Source organism: Pseudomonas sp. ANT_J28, from assembly GCF_008370005.1.
In the GTDB taxonomy this organism is placed as follows: domain Bacteria; phylum Pseudomonadota; class Gammaproteobacteria; order Pseudomonadales; family Pseudomonadaceae; genus Aquipseudomonas; species Aquipseudomonas frigoris.
Genome location: NZ_VOBM01000010.1, coordinates 1 through 14,949, shown reverse-complemented (window position 1 = coordinate 14,949; position 14,949 = coordinate 1). Strand labels below are relative to the sequence as shown.

At 58.4% G+C, this 14,949-nt stretch carries 16 protein-coding genes and 3 pseudogenes; 8 read left to right on the top strand and 11 right to left on the bottom strand.

Annotated elements, in window-relative coordinates:
• Positions 1-188 precede the first annotated feature (188 nt).
• Positions 189-647, bottom strand: a complete 459-nt coding sequence (locus tag FQ187_RS09110; RefSeq protein WP_149629201.1) for a VOC family protein — start codon at positions 645-647, stop codon at positions 189-191.
• 173 nt (positions 648-820) lie between these two features.
• Between FQ187_RS09110 and FQ187_RS09105 the strand changes: the two are divergent.
• Positions 821-970, top strand: a pseudogene (locus FQ187_RS09105) (hypothetical protein); the annotation flags it as partial.
• Positions 971-1,075: 105 nt separating this feature from the next.
• On the opposite strand, the gene soxR reads toward FQ187_RS09105, so the two are convergent.
• A complete protein-coding gene (soxR, locus tag FQ187_RS09100; RefSeq protein WP_149629200.1) occupies positions 1,076-1,543 on the bottom strand; it encodes a redox-sensitive transcriptional activator SoxR in 468 nt (155 codons plus the stop codon).
• Between the two features lie 95 nt (positions 1,544-1,638).
• Between soxR and FQ187_RS09095 the strand changes: the two genes are divergently transcribed.
• Positions 1,639-2,004, top strand: a complete 366-nt coding sequence (locus FQ187_RS09095; protein ID WP_149629199.1) for an antibiotic biosynthesis monooxygenase — start codon at positions 1,639-1,641, stop codon at positions 2,002-2,004.
• Here FQ187_RS09095 and FQ187_RS09090 read toward each other — a convergent pair.
• The 4 genes and pseudogenes from FQ187_RS09090 to FQ187_RS09075 form a co-directional block, all read right to left on the bottom strand.
• Positions 2,001-3,104: a sigma-54-dependent Fis family transcriptional regulator gene (locus FQ187_RS09090; RefSeq protein ID WP_149629198.1), complete on the bottom strand. Its 1,104-nt coding sequence runs from the start codon at positions 3,102-3,104 to the stop codon at positions 2,001-2,003. The genes FQ187_RS09095 and FQ187_RS09090 overlap by 4 nt on opposite strands.
• A gap of 10 nt (positions 3,105-3,114) precedes the next feature.
• A complete protein-coding gene (locus FQ187_RS09085) occupies positions 3,115-4,302 on the bottom strand; it encodes an acyl-CoA dehydrogenase family protein (protein ID WP_149629197.1) in 1,188 nt (395 codons plus the stop codon).
• Between the two features lie 136 nt (positions 4,303-4,438).
• Positions 4,439-5,584 (bottom strand): FMNH2-dependent alkanesulfonate monooxygenase, encoded by a 1,146-nt coding sequence (gene ssuD, locus FQ187_RS09080; RefSeq protein WP_149629196.1) that lies wholly within the window; start codon positions 5,582-5,584, stop codon positions 4,439-4,441.
• A gap of 10 nt (positions 5,585-5,594) precedes the next feature.
• Positions 5,595-5,762 (bottom strand): annotated as a pseudogene (locus FQ187_RS09075) (FMN reductase); the annotation flags it as partial.
• Between the two features lie 320 nt (positions 5,763-6,082).
• Here FQ187_RS09075 and FQ187_RS09070 point away from each other — a divergent pair.
• The 4 genes from FQ187_RS09070 (at position 6,083) to FQ187_RS09055 (ending at position 10,302) form a co-directional block, all read left to right on the top strand.
• Positions 6,083-6,352: a hypothetical protein gene (locus FQ187_RS09070; protein WP_149629195.1), complete on the top strand. Its 270-nt coding sequence runs from the start codon at positions 6,083-6,085 to the stop codon at positions 6,350-6,352.
• Between the two features lie 100 nt (positions 6,353-6,452).
• The gene (locus FQ187_RS09065; protein ID WP_149629194.1) at positions 6,453-7,067 is read left to right on the top strand and encodes a LysE family translocator; all 615 of its coding nucleotides are present in this window, start codon (positions 6,453-6,455) and stop codon (positions 7,065-7,067) included.
• A gap of 203 nt (positions 7,068-7,270) precedes the next feature.
• The gene (locus FQ187_RS09060; protein ID WP_149629193.1) at positions 7,271-8,428 is read left to right on the top strand and encodes a cysteine desulfurase family protein; all 1,158 of its coding nucleotides are present in this window, start codon (positions 7,271-7,273) and stop codon (positions 8,426-8,428) included.
• A 65-nt stretch (positions 8,429-8,493) separates the two neighbouring features.
• On the top strand, positions 8,494-10,302 hold the full coding sequence (locus FQ187_RS09055) for an aminopeptidase P family protein (RefSeq protein WP_149629192.1): 1,809 nt from the start codon (positions 8,494-8,496) through the stop codon (positions 10,300-10,302).
• Here the strand turns inward: FQ187_RS09055 and FQ187_RS09050 are convergent.
• Positions 10,295-10,903, bottom strand: a complete 609-nt coding sequence (locus FQ187_RS09050) for a LysR family transcriptional regulator (protein WP_149629191.1) — start codon at positions 10,901-10,903, stop codon at positions 10,295-10,297. The genes FQ187_RS09055 and FQ187_RS09050 overlap by 8 nt on opposite strands.
• Before the next feature lie 123 nt (positions 10,904-11,026).
• Here FQ187_RS09050 and FQ187_RS09045 point away from each other — a divergent pair.
• Positions 11,027-11,362: pseudogene (locus FQ187_RS09045) on the top strand (zinc-binding dehydrogenase); the annotation flags it as partial.
• Here the strand turns inward: FQ187_RS09045 and FQ187_RS09040 are convergent.
• Together FQ187_RS09040 and FQ187_RS09035 are read right to left on the bottom strand one after the other, a co-directional pair.
• Positions 11,359-11,949 carry a 2-hydroxychromene-2-carboxylate isomerase gene (locus tag FQ187_RS09040; protein ID WP_149629190.1) on the bottom strand — a complete coding sequence of 197 codons (591 nt, stop codon included), beginning with the start codon at positions 11,947-11,949 and terminating at the stop codon, positions 11,359-11,361. The pseudogene FQ187_RS09045 and the gene FQ187_RS09040 overlap by 4 nt on opposite strands.
• Before the next feature lie 35 nt (positions 11,950-11,984).
• Positions 11,985-12,713 (bottom strand): SDR family oxidoreductase, encoded by a 729-nt coding sequence (locus FQ187_RS09035; RefSeq protein WP_134419200.1) that lies wholly within the window; start codon positions 12,711-12,713, stop codon positions 11,985-11,987.
• A gap of 92 nt (positions 12,714-12,805) precedes the next feature.
• On the opposite strand from FQ187_RS09035, the gene FQ187_RS09030 reads away from it, so the two are divergent.
• On the top strand, positions 12,806-13,366 hold the full coding sequence (locus FQ187_RS09030) for a TetR/AcrR family transcriptional regulator (protein WP_149629189.1): 561 nt from the start codon (positions 12,806-12,808) through the stop codon (positions 13,364-13,366).
• 15 nt (positions 13,367-13,381) lie between these two features.
• Here the strand turns inward: FQ187_RS09030 and FQ187_RS09025 are convergent, their stop codons facing one another.
• Together FQ187_RS09025 and rhtA are read right to left on the bottom strand one after the other, a co-directional pair.
• Entirely contained in the window at positions 13,382-13,663 is a 282-nt protein-coding gene (locus FQ187_RS09025; RefSeq protein ID WP_046049236.1) for a hypothetical protein, read from the bottom strand.
• A 168-nt stretch (positions 13,664-13,831) separates the two neighbouring features.
• Positions 13,832-14,719 carry a threonine/homoserine exporter RhtA gene (gene rhtA, locus FQ187_RS09020; RefSeq protein WP_149629188.1) on the bottom strand — a complete coding sequence of 296 codons (888 nt, stop codon included), beginning with the start codon at positions 14,717-14,719 and terminating at the stop codon, positions 13,832-13,834.
• Positions 14,720-14,949: the final 230 nt, after the last annotated feature.

Below are 14,949 nucleotides of genomic sequence, written 5' to 3'. Positions count from 1 at the left end.
CAAGGCGCAAAGCGTGGTGCGCTTGTTCATGAAGTGTGTTCAAGGGGATGTGCGGTGTTTGTGAGGGGCCCATCGCGAGCAAGCCCGCTCCCACATTTGATCTCTGTCGTTTACATAATGTGTGTTCGCTGAAAATCTAATGTGGGAGCGGGCATGCTCGCGAAGGGCCAGACCATTCGATGCAAAACTCAACCCTGTTTGAACATCTCCTTCGCCCGCTGCTCGATCTGCGCCTGAGTCAGATCTTCCTTGCGCGTGGCCAGAAACCACAGATGCCCATAGGGATCCTTCAGGGTCCCCGAGCGGTCGCCATAAAACTGATCCTTGACCTCGGACACCACCGTACCGCCAGCCGCAATCGCCTGTTTATAAGACTTGTCCACATCGTTCACATACAAGTGCAGGCCCACGGACGGCGACTTGTCCGGATTGCTCAGCGGGCCCTGATCGCACGGTGTGCCAAGCATGATCGGGCAGTCGCCGATGCGCAGTTCGGCATGCCCGATGCCGCCATCGGGCATGGACAGGCGCATGACTTCGGTGGCACCAAAGGCTTTCTTGTAGAACTCGATGGCTTCGGCTGCTTTTTGAATGCCCAGATAAGGCGTGATGCTGTGATAACCCTCTGGAATGGGTTTGACGCTCATGGTTGTTCTCCCTGTTTTTGTTGTCAGTCGAGAAAGATCTTGTGCCGTTTTCCGGCCGGATAACTATAGGTCAGCCTCTTTTCTGCAACCGAGTGTCCGACGAGCAGCAGCACTAATGTTCAGCCATCAACAGCGAAGCAGCAGATTGCTCGGGTCGCTCATGAAAAAAACCTCTGAGCGGCCCAGTACTCCCCGAAAACATTGGCTCGGATCAGCGCCCCCCGGTGCCGCACGCGGAAATCCTCGAATTCGTCAAACCGACCCTGGCCAAGGAAGGCGTGGACCTGGACATCAAGGTTTTCACCGACTTCATCCATACCAACCTGATTTAAGGCTGCAGGGTTCCCCTGCAACATAGAATCTCCCACATTTGATCTGTGGCGTTCCTAAATCCAGTGTGGGAGAGCCTGCTCGCGAGGGCCGCACCGCTATTTCGGATCAGTACCCGATTCCAGCAACTGCGCCCCGGGCCCTCGCTCCCCCAGCACATCGCCAAAGTTGCGTAACGGACATGCCTCCATCGACAGACACCCACAGCCAATGCAGCCATTGAGCCGGTCCCGCAGCAAGGTCAGCTGATTGATCCGCTCATCCAGATCCCGACTCCACTGCGCCGACAACACCTTCCAGTCCGCTGCCGTCGGCGCCCGATTGTCCGGCAGCGATTTCAATGCCTCACCAATCTCCGCCAACGGAATGCCCAATCGCTGAGCCACTTTGATCAACGCCACCCGCCGCAACACTTCCCGTGGATAACGCCGCTGGTTGCCCTGGTTGCGATTACTTTTGATCAAACCCTTGGACTCGTAAAAGTGCAGCGCCGTGACCGCGACGCCACTGCGCGCAGCCACTTGGCCGACGGTGAGTTCCTTGTGCAGATTGTCCGAGGTGATCATTTAAAAAATGCCCCTTGACCTAAAGTTAACTCGAGGTTTTACCCTGCAAGCCTTCGGATCACAAGATCCGGCTTACAGGTGAGTGGGAACTATTCATGCAAGCACTAGAGAAAAATCGCAGCTTCACCCAATTGATTGAATTCGAGATTGAACCCCCTCAACAGCCCGCGCTGGTGTTGGCACTGTCGAAACAGACCGAACGTCTGGCTCAGGACTTCACAGGTTTTTTGAGTGCCAGCATCCAGGCCAGCGACGATGGCCGGCGAGTGCTCAACTACCTGCAATGGCAAACACGCGAGGCGGGAGAGGCCGCGTTTAAAAGCTTTGAAAGCGGCGAGCAGGATTTCTGGCAACTGATCCGCGCCCATCAGGCGAAAACCGTGACCTTCGGCTCGTTCCTGGTGCTGCACAGCCTGGAACGCAGCCACGACAACGCGCTGCACTGCAATCTGGTGGGTTAGATCGACAACTGCATGACACGCTCGCCCTGAAGGTTTTCCGTGGGCCGGCGCTTGTTCACCGCCAGTTCGCCGATCTTGATCAGTCGCGTGCGGGTGACGTTGCGGCTCAGCCCCAGTAAGGCTGAAGTGTGCACCTGGTTGTAATGGCTGAAGCGATAGGCGGCTCGCAGCAACGCGTCTTCGACTTTCTCGTGAAGGGCCCCGGCCTGTTCTTCGAAGAGCTTTTGAAAGGCCCGATCGAGCAGGGCTTCGGGTGAATCGTCGACGGAGCTGTGGTAATCGTCCTGACGCTCGATGCGCATGTTCGACAGGCGCAAGTCGTCGCGTTGGATCACGCCGTTACGGCAGATCAGCAGGGTGTGGTGAATGACGTTTTCCAGTTCGCGGATGTTGCCCGGCCAGCTGTAGCTGCGCAGTTTCAGTTCGGCGTCTTTGCTGATGGTGATGGTGCCGTAGCCGAGGCGCTGGCTGTAGGCTTCGACGAAGTGTCGGGTCAGCGGCAGGATGTCGCCGGGGCGGTCGCGCAGCGGGCTCAATTCCAGGCTGACCACGTCGAGGCGGTAGTACAAATCCTCGCGGAAATGCCCGGCGTTGATGGCTTTCTCCAGTTGCACGTTGGTCGCCGCCAGCACGCGCACATTGATGGGAATGCTCTTGCGCGAACCCAGTCGCACCACTTCGCGCTCCTGCAACACCCGCAACAACTTGACCTGAATCGACATCGGCAAGTCGCCGATTTCGTCGAGGAACAACGTGCCGCCATCGGCCTCCTCGAACCAACCGGCCTTGGCGCTCAACGCACCGGTGAAGGCACCTTTTTCATGGCCGAACAGCTCGGCCTCCACCAGGGATTCGGAGAATGCGCCGCAGTTCACTGCCACGAAAGGCCGGTTACGCCGGGCGCTGAGGTTGTGAATATGCCGCGCCACCAGCTCCTTGCCGGTGCCGGTTTCGCCGATGATCAGCACGCTGGCTTCACTCGGTGCGACTTGTTGAATGTGGGCGAGCAAGGCCTGGGATTTCGGGTCTTCGAACACCTGCGCCGTGGCGCGGATCGAGGTGGCCAGAGCGGGAGAGGGCGGTAAGGTCAGAAGCTGCATTAGGCAATCTCTATGAATAGAAAGTCGGGATCGGTAGGGACTGATTCAGTGCCCAGTCACCCAGTTCATGGAGTTTGTAATCCACCGGGTCGTGCAGGGTTTGCGTGCGCAGGTTGCGCCAATGGCGGTCCAGTTGCAGTGAGGCATGAGTTGAACGGGTGCCGGTCACTTCGAACAACCGGCTACAGAGTTCCAGACCGTTGCGAGTGGCAGCGACCTTGGCCGTGGCGATGGCGTTAGCGAGATGTCCACGTTCCTCGGCGCTGAGGTTCGGGCCTTTGGCCCAGGCGTTGTCGAGCAACCCGGTAGCGCGCTCCACCAGCAGTCGAACACTTTCGAGGGCGACCCAGAATTCGCCATAGTGGCCGAGTACATAAGGATCCTGACGCACATCCTGAGCACTGGATTTGTGCCACGGACGGGTCTCGGTAAGGGTGTATTGCCGCGCTTCTTCGAAGGCACCTTCGGCGATGCCGAGGAACACATGGGTGAAGGTCAGCTGGGCAATCAACGGCCGCAGGCAGGCGAATGGCGTACTCAACGGACCCGGATCGAGCAGCAATTCCGACTCTTCGACCCGTACCCGTTCGAATGTCGCGCTGCCGCTGTCGGTCTGGCGCTGGCCCATGTTGTTCCAGTCGTTATGCAAGGTGATGCCGCTGCGACCGCTGGGAATCGCGGCGATCAACAGCTTGCCGCCAGCGCTTTCGTCGACGGCCGAGGCAATCAGCATTTGCGAATCGCTGGCGCCGCAGCAGAAGCTTTTCTTGCCGGAAAATTCACGCCAGTCACCGAGGTTCTTCACCACGGTGCGGGTGTCCAGCGGGTTCAGGGCGTTGCCCCAGAACCAGTTCTTGCGTGCGGTCTGTTCGAACCATGGCTGCCACTGCTCGGGCCGGGCGAACAGACGCACGGTGGCGAGCATCAGGTGATGGAAGCCGAAGACATGGGCAATCGAACTGTCGACCTTGGCGAACTCGCGCACGATGGTCAGGGTTTCACTCCAGCTGGCGCCGAGGCCGCCGTACTGGACGGGAATGCTTAACGCGAGCAGACCGCTGTGGCGCAAGGCGTCACGTTCGGCTTTGGGCGTACCGCCACGTTCATCGCGCTCGACAGCGGTCAGGGCAAACTCGGCGGCCAATTGGCGAGCGGTGTGTAAGGGGGATAGCAGGGCGCTTTGCGGCTTGGCAGTCACGCGGGGTTCCTCATATGAGTCGACGCAAATCCCCTGTGGGAGCGTGCTTGCTCGCGAAGAGGCCATAACATTCAACATCAATGTCGACGGTACTGACGCCTTCGCGAGCAAGCCCGCTCCCACATGGATTACCTGGTCAGGCCGTGGCTTTGGCCGGCAGCACATCATTGGCGATCATTTCGCCAAACGGCCCGGTGAGATTGGTAACCCCACGCCCGGCCAGGCTTGCGTACGGCTCAGGCAACAGCGGGAACACCAACTCGGCAAAACGGTAAGCCTCTTCGAGGTGCGGATAGCCGGAGAAGATAAAACTCTCGATCCCCAGGTCCGCGTACTCCTTGATTCGCGCCGCCACTTGCTGCGGATCGCCCACCAACGCCGTCCCGGCACCGCCACGCACCAGGCCGACACCGGCCCAGAGGTTGGGGGAGATTTCCAGGTTGTCGCGCCGCCCGTCATGCAACGCCGCCATGCGCCGCTGACCTTCGGAATCGAAACGCGAGAACGACTTCTGCGCGGCGGCGATGGTCTCGTCGCTGATGTGCTCGATGAGTTTATCCGCGGCTTTCCAGGCCTCTTCAGCGGTCTCGCGGACGATCACGTGCAAGCGAATCCCGAACTTCACCGTGCGACCGTTTCGGGCGGCACGTTCACGCACATCGGCCAGTTTTTCCGCCACGGCGGAGGGTGGTTCGCCCCAGGTCAGGTAGACATCAACCTGCTCGGCGGCCAGTTCATGCGCTGCCTCGGAAGAACCGCCGAAGTACAGCGGCGGATAGGGTTTTTGCACCGGCGGATACAGCGCCTTGGCGTTCTGCACTTGCAGGTGTTTGCCTTCGAAATCCACCGATTCGCCTTGCAGCACCCGGCGCCAGATTTGCAGGAATTCGTCGGTCACTTCGTAGCGTTCGCTGTGGTCGAGGAAGATGCCGTCGCCACGGTTTTCATCCGGGTCACCCCCCGTGACCACGTTAATCAGCAAGCGGCCATTGGACAGTCGATCCAGTGTCGCGGCCATACGCGCCGAGACCGTCGGCGAGATGATCCCCGGTCGAATCGCCACCAGGTAACGCAGGCGTTCGGTCAGCGGCACCAGCGCCGAAGCAATCACCCACGAATCCTCGCAGGAGCGCCCGGTCGGAATCAGTACACCGTGGTAGCCGAGGCTGTCGGCCGCCTGGGCCACTTGTTTCAGGTAGTTGAGTGTCACCGGGCGAGCGCCCTGAGAGGTGCCCAGGTAATGGCCGTCGCCGTGAGTCGGCAGAAACCAGAAAACATCCATGAAGAAATCCTTAAGCGATTTTCAGCAGATTTTTGGGGTGCACGCCAAACAACGGCGCGGCGCGTTCTGCGGCATGACGAATGCGGGCCTTCAAGGGCTCACTGGTTATTTGATAATTCGAGAAATCGGCTTCGGTGGCGTAGACGCCAATCGGCAGGGTCAGGGCCTGGAAGAAACTTGCTTTCGATCGGCAATTGCTCGGCCAGTTGGCCGGTAGACGCTGTTCGAATGGCAGAGCTGTTTGTTGAATGACTGTTGCCAGGCAAACAGTTGCTTGGGCAACAGTGCGTGAAGCGATGCAGTTGTTATAAAGGTTCTGCGTTATTCCGCAAAAGACCGTAAATTAATACTTATAGATCGTTTGGAGATATAAGGCGCCCTGCCTGAGGGGCATTGGTCAAAGTCGATAGCCACTATCGAGAGCGGTGATTTCTGCTGATCGGATGCCCGGCGTAGCCTGTGTTCATTGCCTCGAACCCAGTTGCCAGGACGCTCACCATGAAACCTCTAATCGCTACTTTCTTGCTGCTTGCGGTGTCCGTGCTCGCCGGATGTGCCAGCCATGTTTCCCCGGAATTACGGCCGTACACTGCGGAAGAAACCAGGGAGCTGGCGCTTGAGGCGTTGAATCGTCGCGGTCTTTCTTTCGACGAGTACCACGCGAAGAAAGCCGAATTGCTCGGCCAGCCGCAAAAGTCGTTCAGTTTCAACAAAAAAGGCGAGATGAATGCCGAACGTGCTGTACAGCTTCACGGTCGTCCTAGCTGAGAGAAAACTGTACCGCTTGAAGTTTCACGCAACTGTCCGTGGGTTTCCCTCAAGGCGTGCGATAGGGTCAACACCTGACTGACCCTATGGACTGCCACCCATGACGCTCTCGCTTGATTTGCTGCTGGGCTTCGCCCTGTTTGCGCTTGTCACCTCGATTACGCCCGGCCCCAACAACACGATGTTGCTGGCATCGGGTGTGAACTTCGGCTTTAACCGCACCATCCCCCACATGCTTGGCATCACCTGCGGCTTCTTCGTGCTCGTGGTGGCGGTAGGTTTCGGCTTGGGCGCAGTGTTTCAAACTTATCCTTTGCTCTACAGCGTGCTGCGTTACGTCGGCGCGGCGTATTTGTTGTATCTGGCGTGGAAAATCGCCCATTCGGGACCGGTTTCCGAGAGTGAAAAGGGCGAGAGTAAGCCGATCAGCTATTTGGGCGCCGCAGCGTTTCAGTGGGTCAATCCCAAGGCCTGGATCATGGCCATTGGTGCCATCAGCACCTACACGCCGATGCAGGGTTACTTCACCAATGTGATCGTGATTGCGGCCGTGTTCGCCTTGATCAACCTGCCGAGCGTCAGTGTCTGGGCAGGCTGCGGCACGTTGTTGCGCAACGTGCTGAAGGATCGCCGCTGGTTGCGGTTGTTCAACTGGGGCATGGCCTTGCTGCTGGTGGCTTCGCTGTATCCGTTGTTGCTCGAAAGCTTTCGCTGACGCATTGCTTCAACCGGTTGCCCGATGCCTGTTAAGCTCGACTTCAGGAGCGTTCCTACGCACTTTTAAATGAAGTTGTTCTTCTTTAACGGCCTCCGATCAGGTATTGCTAACGCTCTGGACATCGGCGCAGCTCACGAGGCTGCGCTTTGACGTTTCAGTGACGAGCCTCCTGATCCCGGAACATGCTCTGCGAGTCTTCTATGAATAAACGTCCTCTGTATTTCGACTACGCCGCCACCACGCCGGTGGATGAGCGAGTCATCAAGGTCATGGTCGAGTGTCTGGGTTTTACCGGCAACTTCGGCAATCCGGCGTCCAGCTCCCATGCGTTCGGTCAACAGGCCCGGCAAACGGTCGAGCAGGCGCGGCGGCAGGTCGCCGAACTGGTCTGTGCTCAGGCGGACCAGATTGTCTGGACCTCCGGTGCCACCGAATCGAACAACCTTGCACTCAAGGGCGTGGCCCAGGCTCGCGGCGTTTCTGGCGGCCACATCATCACCAGCCAGATCGAACACAAAGCGATTCTCGACACGGCAAAGCAGTTGCAGGACGCCGGTGTTGCGGTGACTTATCTGGTGCCTGACGCCGAGGGTCTGATTACCCCGCAAGCGGTCAGCGAAGCGATGCGCGAAGACACCTTTCTGGTGTCGTTGATGCTGGTCAATAACGAGCTGGGCACCGTCAACGATATTCCGGCCATCGGCGAAGTCGTGCGTGCTCGCAATGCGTTGTTCCATGTCGACGCGGCTCAAGGTGCAGGCAAAGTGGAGATCGATCTGGCCCGGTTGCCAGTGGATCTGATGTCATTTTCCGCCCACAAGATTTACGGCCCAAAAGGCATCGGCGCGCTGTACGTCGGGCCGCGCGCGCAACAGCGTTTGCAGGCGCAGATCCACGGCGGTGGTCACGAGGGCGGTTTGCGTTCCGGCACCCTGGCGACTCACCAAATCGCTGCCATGGGTGAGGCCTTCGCGTTGGCCGCCGCCTCTTTCGATGAAGAGAAAGCCGCGATCGTGCGTCTGCGTGAACGCTTGCTTGAGCAATTGCTGAGCATTCCCGGGGTTCGCCTCAATGGCAGTCCGACCCAACGCATCCCTCATACCTTGAGCCTGACCTTCAGCGAAGGCGAGTTCAATTCAGCGGCGTTGAGCACCTCGATTGCGTTTTCCGCGACCTCGGCCTGCAACTCCGCCAGCAATGCGCCCTCCCATGTGCTGCTGGCCCTGGGGCATGACGCCCGCTCGGCGAGTCGCACCATTCGCTTGAGTCTCGGCCGATTCACCACCGAGCAGGACATCGACCAAGCGGTACATCTGATTAAAGCGGCCTGCGCCAGTGCTCCGGCATTTTGGCAATAAGGTCTGAAAGTGCCGGCGTTGATCGGCACTCAACAATAATGATGAAGTGATTAGCAGGAGACATGATGAGTACGCAGCCTTCGATCAATGGATCGGTGCCCCAACGCCTGGCGCAAACCCGCGAACTGATGAGCCGGGAGGGCATTCACGCTCTGCTGGTGCCGTCGGCCGACCCGCACCTTTCGGAATACCTGCCGGGTTACTGGCAAGGGCGGCAATGGTTGTCGGGCTTCCATGGCTCGGTTGGCACGCTGATCGTTACGCCGGACTTTGCCGGCGTCTGGGCCGACAGCCGTTACTGGGAACAAGCGACCAAGGAACTCAAGGGCAGCGGGATCGAACTGGTCAAGCTGCAGCCGGGGCAGCCCGGCCCGCTGGACTGGCTGGCCGAGCAAACCCCTGAAGGCGGCGTCGTCGCGGTAGATGGCGCGGTAATGGCCGTGGCTTCGGCGCGTACGTTGGGTGGCAAGCTCGAAGAACGCGGCGCTAGTCTGCGCACTGACATCGATGTGTTGAACGAAGTCTGGAGCGACCGTCCGACGCTGCCGAATGCACCGATCTATCAACACCTGCCGCCTCAGGCGACGGTCAGCCGCGGCGAGAAACTGGCCAAGCTGCGTGAGGTTTTGAAAGATCGCAGTGCCGACTGGCACTTCATCGCCACCCTCGATGACATCGCCTGGCTGTTCAACCTGCGCGGCGGCGACGTGTCGTTCAACCCGGTGTTTGTTTCCTTTGCCTTGATCAGCCAGCAGCAAGCAACTTTGTTCGTTGCGTTGAGCAAGGTCGATGCCGAGCTACGCGCGACCCTCGAAAAGGACGGCGTGACCCTGCGCGATTACAGCGAAGTGGCCGCCGCCTTGCGCGCCGTACCGAGCGGGGCGAGTCTGCAAGTCGATCCGGCGCGCGTCACCGCCGGCTTGCTGGATAACCTGGATAGCGGCGTGAAGCTGGTCGAAGGCCTGAACCCGACGACGTTGGCCAAGTCGCAGAAAAGCCTGGCCGATGCCGAGCACATTCGTCAGGCCATGGAACAGGACGGCGCGGCGCTGTGTGAATTCTTCACCTGGCTGGACACTGCGTTGGGTCGTGAGCGCATCACCGAGCTGACCATCGACGAACACCTGACGGCCGCGCGTACCCGACGCCCGGGTTATGTATCGCTGAGCTTCAACACCATTGCCGCGTTCAACGCCAATGGCGCGATGCCGCACTACCACGCCACCGAAGAAGAACACGCGGTGATCGAAGGCGACGGTCTGTTGTTGATCGACTCGGGCGGCCAGTACTTGGGCGGCACCACTGATATCACGCGGATGGTGCCGGTCGGTACGCCGACCGATGAGCAGAAGCGCGATTGCACGCGGGTGCTCAAAGGCGTAATAGCGCTGTCCCGTGCGCAATTCCCTCGTGGCATTCTCTCGCCGTTGCTCGATTCGATTGCCCGCGCGCCGATCTGGGCTGAAAGCGTTGATTACGGTCACGGCACCGGTCATGGCGTCGGCTACTTCCTCAACGTGCACGAAGGCCCGCAGGTCATCGCCTATCAGGCCGCCGCGGCACCGCAAACCGCGATGCAGCCGGGCATGATCACCTCCATCGAACCGGGCACTTACCGTCCGGGCCGCTGGGGTGTGCGGATCGAGAACCTGGTGTTGAACCGTGAGGCGGGCAAAAGCGAGTTCGGTGAGTTCCTGAAGTTCGAAACCCTGACCTTGTGCCCGATCGACACTCGCTGCCTGGAGCCATCGCTGCTGACCGATGAAGAAAAACAGTGGTTCAACGCCTACCACGCCGAGGTGCGCCAGCGCTTGAGCCCGTTGCTCGACGGTGCAGCCCTTGAGTGGTTGAACACCCGGACTGCGGCTATTTGATCGGTTGGAGTTCAGGCGCTTCTTCGAGCGCTTGGCTCATGTAGTCGACAAAGGCTTTGACCCTGGCGGATTGGCGACGATTCGCCGGGGACACGGCATGAACCGGCAGTGACTGGGCGCTGTATTCCAGCAGAATCGCTGTCACGCGCCCCGCCTTCAAGTCCTCGCTGAACAGCCAAAACGGCGACAGCGCAATTCCCAATCCCCCCAGTACCATCTCGCGGATTGCCTCGGAGTTGTTGCTTTGTGCATTGCCCTTGATTCGCACTTCGTGACGTTGGGCATCTCTCTCGTAAACCCATAGGTTCTGAGTGTTCAGCAGGTTTCCAGCAACAGCTTCGCGGCCGGAGTGAAAACTGTGTTCTGCAGCGTCTACGGCCGCCAGAATTAGTCGACATTCGCTGTAGTACCGCTGACCTTCGTCGGTCAGGGACAGATGTCGGGTGCTGCGGGAAATCAACTTTCCACCCAGCTCTGTTTCCAGTGCTCGCAGCACTTTGCTGATGGTCGGCTGACTGGTCTGCAATTCCCGGGCGACGGCAGAAAAGCTGCCACGTTCGACAACACGGACGAAGATCGCCATTGCATTGAGTTTGTCCACGGGGTTTCTCATTGATGCCAAATGAGCATGGTCACTATAGCTATATAGTGTCTTTTATCGGCATGAGTGAGGGGGAGGAAGATTAATCCCACAGCCACCTCTGACGGGAAATTGCGAAATAACGACACCGTGGGTGGAGAGACGTTGGACGCTTCATTCAAGGCTGCTCGGGTCTACGAGGGACATGTTGTGAGTTGTCTTGGATGGGGACAGCACAGTCTTGCGCCGCTCTCGTTTCGTGGGGCGACTTATTCTGGAGTGTTCACATTGTTGCCGTTGCTGACTGGCAAGGGGCGCGAGCATCACGGGGAAATACTTCGGGAGGCTGCGCAGTTGATCGAGGCGGGTCAGTTAAAACCGCTGCTCGACCCTCGGCAGTTCACGCTGCAAACCGCCGAAGCCGCCCATGAGCTGCTCGTTTCGGGAACTGCGCAGGGGCGGCTGGTCGTCGAGATTTAACTCAGGGCTTCAAGGACGAAGTCCAGGCGATCCTGGCCGAAGAACAGCTGATTATCGACAAACATGCTCGGGGCACCGAATACGCCCCGTTGCACCGCTTTCTCTGTGTTGTCCTTGAGAGTGGCTTTGACTTCCTCATCGGCGGTCAGGGCCAGCACCGCATTCGGATCGAAACCGTTCTGTGTCAGTACTGACGCGACAGTCGCCAGGTCATCGAGGCTGTGGCCTTCAACCCAGAGGGCGTGAAACAGGCAATCGATGAACGCCTGAAAGCGCTCGGGATGGCGCAACTGTATGCCGGTGACAGCGCGCATCAGCATCAGGGTGTTGATAGGGAATTGGGGATTGAACTTCAGTGGCACGCCATAGCGCTTGGCGTAGCGGTCCAGGTCTTGAAACATGTAGTGGCCCTTGGCGGGGATGGTTGCGGGGGAGGCGTTACCAGTGGCTTTGAAGATACCTCCCAGCAGGATGGGTGTGTAGATCAACTGGCTGTCGGTCTGCTCGCAGATCTTCGGCAGTTGGGTATAGGCCAGGTAGGTGGCGGGGCTGCCGAGGTCGAAATAGAACTCCACGGTTTTGCTCATGGTCGATGCGCTCTGCTTATTATTTTTAGGGGGGGTTACCAGCGTTCGCTCCAGGGGCGCAGGTCCAGCTCGAAGGTCCATGCGTCACGGGGCTGGCTGTGCAGGTACCAATAGTTCTCGGCAATGTGCTCTGGATTGAGAATGCCGTCCTGGTCCTTGGTCGCGTACTTTTCTGGGAAACTCTCTCGGATAAAATCGGTATCAATGGCACCGTCGACTACAACATGGGCGACGTGAATGTTCATCGGCCCCAATTCACGCGCCATGCTTTGCGCCAGGGCGCGAATCCCGTGCTTGGCGCCGGCGAACGCTGCAAATCCTGAGGCCCCACGCAGGCCGGCGGTAGCGCCGGTGAACAAGATCGTACCCCGTTGACGCTTGGCCATGCGCTTGGCCACTTCACGAGCGTTGAGAAAACCCGAGAAGCAGGCCATTTCCCATATCTTGAAATATTTGCGCGCGGTTTCTTCGAGAATACTGCAAGGCACATTGGCGCCGATGTTGAAAACGAACGCTTCGATCGGGCCAATCTGGCTTTCGATCTGCTCAACTAAAGCAATCACGTCCTCTTCCTTGCGCGCATCGCAGGCAAATCCGTGGGCGTCACCGCCATCGGCCTTGATGGCGTCCACCAACGGCTGGAGTTTGTCCGCGCTGCGGCGGGTTACACACGCCACAAATCCTTCCTGCGCAAAGCGTTTTGCAATTGCGCCGCCGGTGGCATCCCCTGCACCTACAACCAGTACGACCTTCTTGTTATTCATGGGTAGATCCCTTTGCTAAACGATCGTTAACTAAACGAACGATATGCTACGATTCGGCAAGCGTCAAGGCGATCAATCCTGAGGGCAAGGCAATGCGTTACTCGGCCAATCACAAACTGGAAACCAAAGAGAAACTACTTGAAAGCAGTGCGGTGTCGGCCAAGAAGTCTGGTTTTTCAACGGTAGGTGTCGACGGTTTGATGAAGGCGATCGGTTTGAGTGGCGGGGCGTTCTACAGTCACTTTTCGTCGAAGGATGAGCTGTTCGCTTCAATCGTCGAGCGTGAGCTGTCTCAAAGCCTGGAGCGTTTAGGGGCGGACCAGAGTCCTGAGAAGCTCCAGCGCTGCCTGAAACACTATCTGAGCATGGCCCATGTCGAGCACCCGGAATCCGGTTGTGCTTTGCCGGCATTGGGGGCTGAGATTGCACGTTCAGACGTGATGATTCGTCAGCAGGCGGAGAACTGGATTTGTCGGCTTCAGAAGAGTTGGGCGCAGGTTCTGGAAAGCGACAGCCTGGCCTGGGCGATTCTGTCGCAATGTATCGGTGCATTGGTCATTGCGCGAATGCTGGCCACGCCGGACATTCAGCGCGCGGTACTGAAGTCCAGTTACGATGAGATTGGCCGCCAGATCGCAGGTTCACGAACCTGACAAGACGGCATCAATCTATTTGCAGATGACTATCATGCTGCGGCTGGTATAGCCGGCAGGGTTGAGGCCGAACGGGTAATCGCCTGGTTCTTCCACAGCGTCCCCTGATTTGGCGATGACCTTGTAACCTTTGGGAGCGCACGAGTTGGCTGCGCTGGTGTAGCACTTGTCCCAGGATGACGACAGCCCGGAACAGTTGATATGCAGCCCTTTCTTGCCGTGTTTAATCTGGGTTTTCGATGTCGCCGCGCAGCCCGCAACCGCAAGTACGGCGATCAGTATCAAAATTCGTTTCATTACTGTCCTTATAGCGTCCCCGGATCTTTGCGCCCGGGTTTGGCTGCATTCGCTTTCGCTTGAAGCGTTCTGATATCCCTATCTGAAAAATCCATGTCTGACACTGGGTTGTGGGCCTAAACATGGCCTAATTGCGCGGCAAATACCAGACCCTCGTCAAATCCTGTCTCAATCTGCAGCGACGGCAGGCTTGGCTGCGCTCCCCATGGTCATGGTCGCGCCTATGGAAGCCAGAATGATGCACATGATGGCCATCCATTGTGGCAGTGAGAGGTGCTCATGGAGAAACAACAGGCCTGACAGTGCGCCGATCGCAGGTTCAATGCTCATCAACGTGCCGAATGTCCGGGTCGGGATTCGGGTGAGGGCGACCATCTCCAGCGTGTAGGGCACGGCGGTGGACAGGATGGCGACAGCGATGGCCACGGGGATCAGTGAGGGAGTGAGCAGCGCGGCGCCAGCATGGACGATGCCGATAGGAGCTACAAAAAGTGCCGCAATCATCACCCCCAGCGCCGCGGTCTGCACGCCATTGTCGACACCGGCCTTTTGGCCGAACAGAATGTACAGCGCCCAGCAGACACCTGCTCCCAATGCATAACCGGCGCCTACCAGATCGATTCCCGCGGTCGTTTCTCCCATAGGTATTAACAGCAGCAAGCCGACGGCTGCCAGGGCGATCCACAAAAAATCGATCGCGCGACGTGAGGCGTAGATGGCTACCGCCAGTGGGCCGGTGAATTCCAGCGCAACCGCGATACCGAGGGGGACGGTTTGCAAGGACATATAGAAGAGGAAGTTCATGCCGCCCAACGCCATTCCGTAGACGATGACGGTGCGCAGGGATTTTGCGGTGAGCTTCGCTCGCCAGGGGCGCAGTATCAACATCATGATCACGCTGGCGAAGATTAGCCGCAGGGTGGTGGTCCCTTGCGCACCGATAATGGGGAACATGCTTTTAGCAAGGGAGGCTCCTGACTGGATCGATGCCATGGCTATCAATAGCAGGCCAACCGAAAACAGGGTCGAGGCAAGGCTGCGAGGTTGGTCATTCATGGCGTGGCATCGTCCGAAGTAGGAAGCGAGAGTGTTATTGGGCAATATACTGCGCATTCATGGCGGGCGCGTCTATATATAAGCAGCGATTTTGAGCATCCTTATAGAAAAGCGTAATTAAGGGTTGACGGCAGATTCTGGAAGTCTATAATTCGCCCCACTTCCGGCGCAGTCGAAACGGAAAACTCCTTGGTAAACAATGAGTTATGCAGTTTTCGACAGCGAGTTGC

Coding starts and splice junctions, on each gene's coding strand:
- FQ187_RS09110 (WP_149629201.1), bottom strand. CDS start 647: ATGAGCGTCAAACCCATTCCAGAGGGTTATCACAGCATCACGCCTTAT.
- soxR (WP_149629200.1), bottom strand. CDS start 1,543: ATGATCACCTCGGACAATCTGCACAAGGAACTCACCGTCGGCCAAGTG.
- FQ187_RS09095 (WP_149629199.1), top strand. CDS start 1,639: ATGCAAGCACTAGAGAAAAATCGCAGCTTCACCCAATTGATTGAATTC.
- FQ187_RS09090 (WP_149629198.1), bottom strand. CDS start 3,104: ATGCAGCTTCTGACCTTACCGCCCTCTCCCGCTCTGGCCACCTCGATC.
- ssuD (WP_149629196.1), bottom strand. CDS start 5,584: ATGGATGTTTTCTGGTTTCTGCCGACTCACGGCGACGGCCATTACCTG.
- FQ187_RS09070 (WP_149629195.1), top strand. CDS start 6,083: ATGAAACCTCTAATCGCTACTTTCTTGCTGCTTGCGGTGTCCGTGCTC.
- FQ187_RS09065 (WP_149629194.1), top strand. CDS start 6,453: ATGACGCTCTCGCTTGATTTGCTGCTGGGCTTCGCCCTGTTTGCGCTT.
- FQ187_RS09060 (WP_149629193.1), top strand. CDS start 7,271: ATGAATAAACGTCCTCTGTATTTCGACTACGCCGCCACCACGCCGGTG.
- FQ187_RS09055 (WP_149629192.1), top strand. CDS start 8,494: ATGAGTACGCAGCCTTCGATCAATGGATCGGTGCCCCAACGCCTGGCG.
- FQ187_RS09040 (WP_149629190.1), bottom strand. CDS start 11,949: ATGAGCAAAACCGTGGAGTTCTATTTCGACCTCGGCAGCCCCGCCACC.
- FQ187_RS09035 (WP_134419200.1), bottom strand. CDS start 12,713: ATGAATAACAAGAAGGTCGTACTGGTTGTAGGTGCAGGGGATGCCACC.
- FQ187_RS09030 (WP_149629189.1), top strand. CDS start 12,806: ATGCGTTACTCGGCCAATCACAAACTGGAAACCAAAGAGAAACTACTT.
- FQ187_RS09025 (WP_046049236.1), bottom strand. CDS start 13,663: ATGAAACGAATTTTGATACTGATCGCCGTACTTGCGGTTGCGGGCTGC.
- rhtA (WP_149629188.1), bottom strand. CDS start 14,719: ATGAATGACCAACCTCGCAGCCTTGCCTCGACCCTGTTTTCGGTTGGC.